Origin of the sequence: Kistimonas scapharcae, assembly GCF_039540975.1 — a bacterium.
GTDB classification, from domain to species: domain Bacteria; phylum Pseudomonadota; class Gammaproteobacteria; order Pseudomonadales; family Endozoicomonadaceae; genus Kistimonas; species Kistimonas scapharcae.
The window spans coordinates 1-5,103 of the sequence record NZ_BAABFL010000325.1; the positions used below are offsets into that span (position 1 = coordinate 1).

Annotated in this window: 3 protein-coding genes; 2 read left to right on the forward strand and 1 reads right to left on the reverse strand. The window is 48.7% G+C overall.

Translation table 11 applies throughout. From position 1 onward, the window contains the following. Positions 1–138: 138 nt before the first annotated feature. The gene (locus tag ABD892_RS11780) at positions 139–483 is read left to right on the forward strand and encodes a hypothetical protein (RefSeq protein WP_345195873.1); all 345 of its coding nucleotides are present in this window, start codon (positions 139–141) and stop codon (positions 481–483) included. Positions 484–976: 493 nt separating this feature from the next. Continuing rightward, entirely contained in the window at positions 977–3,574 is a 2,598-nt protein-coding gene (locus tag ABD892_RS11785; RefSeq protein WP_345195874.1) for a protein phosphatase 2C domain-containing protein, read from the forward strand. A 209-nt stretch (positions 3,575–3,783) separates the two neighbouring features. On the opposite strand, the gene ABD892_RS11790 is transcribed toward ABD892_RS11785, so the two are convergent. After that, the gene (locus tag ABD892_RS11790) at positions 3,784–4,875 is read right to left on the reverse strand and encodes a hypothetical protein (RefSeq protein ID WP_345195875.1); all 1,092 of its coding nucleotides are present in this window, start codon (positions 4,873–4,875) and stop codon (positions 3,784–3,786) included. Between the last annotated feature and the right edge of the window lie 228 nt (positions 4,876–5,103).

Sequence of the window (5,103 nt, forward strand, 5' to 3'; positions counted from 1 at the left end):
ATCAGGCTCGCCAATACGTAAGGTGACGGGGGTGTTCAAGTAGACCAGAATCGGTGTTCAAGTAAACCAGAATATGCAGGTGGACAGGGAGCGGTTCAATATGCTCGCCGGCTCGGGAAGAGCAAAGCACTACAGGCTTTGCTGACGGGCGCAGATTTCAGCCCACAGCAGGCGGAAACATTGAATATTATTACCCGACATGTGCCTAAGGCTGAGATGGAAGGCTTTTTGTCTCAACTGCTGGGGATTTTAAGCAAGTGGGAACTTGAAGATATCGGCATGTACAAAAATATCGTTGCGATATCCATCAAGGATGAAGAAGCCGGGGCTGAATTGGAATTGCGCTATTTTCTTAGCCGCGCCAAAGATGAAAAAACCCAAACGATTATTACGACCTTTCTTAAACATGGCGGACAGACAGAACGTGAAGCAGAAGATATGCAGGGGATTTTCTTTGATACCGTCAAAGAACTGGAGGGTTAGACGAGCTGAATAATAAATACTCATCGGGTTCCTCATACAGGCATTCAAGCTGCGTTGTATGACTTGAGCAGGGAGCGAGCCTGCTTTGCCCTGCTCTTCACCTGGAGCCTGTGTAAGGAACGTGCTTCCTGCCTAACTGAGATGCCCCCCTGGCCTTACGTTTTTAGCATTTTTATAGCAGCATGTTTTGGTAACTCTTCCTGTTATGCCAGCAATAAGACGTCACTGCGAAACCCGTTGTCCTGGTCTACAGGAATCTCGACGGATAAGACAAAGGATTGTCCACCATGACTGAGCATCGGTGCTGCCATATGACAAGACCGCGGGGAACTAATGGAACAAGGGCATGTCCAATATTAAACCACGACAGTTTCCATTATTTCGAGAGCTCCCATTGGCTCCTACGTCACGCTCGCCTGAGAAAGGCGCCCGAGAAGCAGTCGTTTATCCATTATCTGGGTTATAAAATGAGTTCTTGAGGCAGTGTAACAACATGGATGTCAGCTCAAGTGTGGGCCTTCCCGCAAGTCCTTCAGGCAATAGCAGCCCCGTTCTGAACAGCGACCAGCAACTTGCCGATCGGCTGGTCAATGCAGCAGAAAAAGGGGATACCCACCAGTTGATCCGCGCCGTTGCAGCCAATGGCTTGAACATACTGGCGACACCCCATAGCGAAACGGGTAACACGGCCCTGCATGCCGCCATACAAAACAGTCATGTTGAGGTGGTGGGTGCAATCACAGGCCTGCTTGTTCAGCCCAACCCATCGAGTACCATCGACCTTCGAACACTTTTAGATCTGAAAAACAACGAAAACGATTCGCCGTTGGCAGTCGGCGGATTAACGCCCGAGATCAAAACAGAACTCTTAGCCGGTTTATCTGGCCGGTGGCCCTTTTGCACCGCCCATGGAGGGTACGCCGTATTCCTCTCTCAGAAGGAATGTGGCTGCCGGGTCTGTGAATTGTGTTCAAATAACGTTAAGCCAGACGTGGAATGTGCAACATGCTCAGAATACCTGAACACAAAAAACACTGCCCCGGATTATGGCAAGATCATGGAGGCTAAGCGGGATATTAGAAAATACCCCGTCCTGTTTGACGGTGCAGACCTTCCTGCCTGTCCCAACTGTAAAAAACTGGCCTTTCCACCGTTTGAATCACCGTGTGGTCATGTTCTCTGTCACACCTGCGTATCGAAACCTGAGAAGACATGCCAGGCAAAAGTCGATGACTCCGACCATCTTTGCCAGCAACCTCTTAAATCGATTCATAGCAATGAAGCCGTCAGTCAGCGATTCATTCGTCTTTTTTCCTCGCAGACGCAATACGGTGACTGTTCAGCCCTCGGGCAGTCCATCCGGGAAGCGATGAACCGCCCGAGCACTTCCGCAGAGCGGGTTGAGGCAACACCATCACCCGATGTTTCTACGCTCCCCGCTGATACCACCGTTATCAATGGCATCACCGTAGAGAATTGCCCACACATCCCTGACCGACCTGATCGATACGCGGTTCCAGCCAGCGACAGAATTCACAAAAAGCATTCTGACGACATGGAGAAAAATTTGAAAATCGAGGAACTGGAATACAGGCTGGAGTTTTCCTCTGAAAAGATCGCGGCAAAGCTGGATAAAGCACTGGCCAATGCCCGAGAACAACAGGAAGCAGAGCAAAAAAGGAAAGAACAACGCGTGATTTCAAGCCCGACAGATGACGACGAACAGCTTAGTCAGTCTGATGATTCTGAATATGAGGGCGAATCAGACAGTTCGTTGGAATCACTTTCCTCAGGGTTTTACTCGATGTCAGACACGGATTCAATCACAGCAATGCTGGAGGCGGCAGAGCAAAACGAGCCTGAAAACTCCGAAGATGAGGATATCGACATTATTTCTCAGTCTGATGAGAATGATCAGCAGGAAGCATCAGAACAACAAGCAACAACCCAACACGTGATTGCACAACCGACAGAGGATGATGAAGGCATCCTTGCTCTGTCTGGTGATTTTGTTGGTCAATGGCTAACATCAGGCCATTCGTGGGGAAGGCTCCCTTCTATGTACTACGCAATGTCAGAAACGAGTCCTGCCCCAATGACAGCAGTGCCGGAGCCTGAACCGACAAATGCCCAGACACAACAAGAAGAACAAGAAGAATCGCCAGTGCAACGGGTGATTGAACAGTCGCTGGATGACATCGAAACGCCTGCTCTGTCTGCTGACCCTGATCCACTGGAAGCAATAGACAGTTGGCAGCCAGTACTTCCCCCGGTGTCCTGCAAAATGTCAGAAACGTTGCCTGGCGTCAGCATTGCCTCTTCCATTGGATTACGACCCACCATGGAAGATGCCCACATTGCCACCCACTTCACGATTAAGGCGGGAGGGGAAGATGTGCCGATTAGTATACTCGGGGTTTTCGATGGACATGGAACGAAGGAGGTAGCGGACCACGCTGCACAGCATATCGTTAAATTCCTCACCAAATGGCTTGAATTGTACAATGCGGAAAGCCTGACGGATGAGAAGATATGGAATGCCATCAAAATTGCCCTCGTTGACCTCAGCCGCAGCAGTCACTGTGCACTTGGCGGTAGCACCGCCTGTGTCGCCCTGATCATCAAGAACGACCTTTGGATTGCTAACCTGGGTGATTCCCGCGCCATTCTGGTCAACCGTAACGGGGAGGACATTCAGTTAAGCGAGGATGCCAAACCAGAGAATGAAATCTATAAAACATCGATAGAAAAACGAGGCGGATTTGTTGGAAATGCCCTTGGCATTTATCGGGTCAACAATAATCTTGCACCGGCAAGGGCTTTAGCTGATCACCATTTAGGTGGTGCTGTGTGCTCACGCGCCAAAATCACCCAGTACCCCCTTACCGACTTTTCCGGTTGTCTGGTGCTGGTCTGTGATGGCGTGACCGAGGTGTTCACGACCAAAGAGATCGGTGATATTGCGCGAGACGCGCTGAATGAGAATGACCCAACCGTTAACATTGCCGAGAGGATAGCCAAAGAATCGCTTAGGAAAGGCACAACGGATAACGTATCCGCCGTCGTGGCCCCATTGGGGGATGCCGATTAGCCGAATGATCAACCGTATTCGGGACTGACTATTGCGTGCCCAGTTTCAACGTCACCCGCTTCACCACCAACTCCAGGCCTGGAGTCATTGAATAACACCAGAATTCCACCCAATGGCACCTGTAATTCCGCCAAAGATGTAAAGAAAAATTAAATAGATAGCGTTTGAAGTAGGTATTCTGCAAGCAGGCATTTTTTCCGTAATGACTTTTACTCAGTTTTCGATGGTTCGTCATCAAACTCGCCTGATTGTCCTTCTATTAAATCCTTGTATTTCTCGGCATAGGATTTCAAGCGTTCCATCGTTGAAGCTATCTCTTGATCAAGAGTAACTGATTCCAACACATCATTTTTTACAGTATTTAGATCTTTTCTGATTGACTTCAAAACCGATGAGTGTGCATCAAGATAATGTTTGACTAAAGTTGTTGCTTCACCACCAGAAGGCGTGGTTTGTTCATGTGTCAAAACAGCTCTCAACATCAAAATGGATGCATTGAGCAATAGATGATGGGACAGTAATTGGACACTCAACTCGCTTTGTCTTTCATAGGATTGTTTACGTGAGCCTATTTTCCCCAGCATTATGAGACTTTCATTGATTATTGCTGTCAAAGATTCATCGAGAGCGCGCTCGTTTGCCTGCTTTGTCTTGTTCATATTTATGTTATTGATCAACGACTGATTTTTTTCTTTAAGATCCCGAATCTTGTCCATACACTGCTTGAGTACACTTTTCTTCCAATCCGAGCCTTTTGGAATTTCTAGCATCTGAGCTAACGCTGTCAGCTCAGGTTCGAGCGATGCCTCCTCACTGTTACTGCTTTTTCCTGATGCGTTGGAGGCACACGGTGGGCTGGACAAAGAAAGCGGCTGTTGCGCCGGTGATGGTGAGGCTGGTTTTGACGCGGCTGCCCTCGAGCCCCAGTAGGAACAGCCCGCTTGTGATGCCGATTGCTGACCGCTTAAAACCGACGCCCCCTGAATCCCGGCAATGTCTGATGATGAGGTAGGCAAAGCGATTTCAGTGCCAAGTGTTTGCGGTACAGTTTCAAGCCCAAACACTTGCGCCAGCATTCTCTGAATATTGATGTCATTATCATCCTGACTGGATAGCAATTGCTCCTGGGGCGCCAAATCAGGAGACAGGGCAGCTATATCGATGGATACGTCTTCACCACTTTCTTCTGCTGCATCTACTTCTTGTAGAATTGAATCCGTCACTATCGCTTTACTTTCAATACTCTCACCTTCACTGCCATCTTCTTCCTTAATGGATGTCAGTTGATCTGATGCAGGCATATCGCTACGGCTTGTCGAAGATTTGGATGGTTGTCTCTGTTCCTGATGTAAAGCATCCCCTCTGGCAAGAGCACGACATTATTTTTTATGTTGAGATAAACCACGCGAATCAAAAAATCGCGCATCACACAATTCGCATTCAAATCTTTTCCTGATTACCACTGTGGCTCAGCCAGCTTGAGAAGCCTTGCTGGCATGGGGCAGGTTCGCGCAGCCATGTAACCCAGC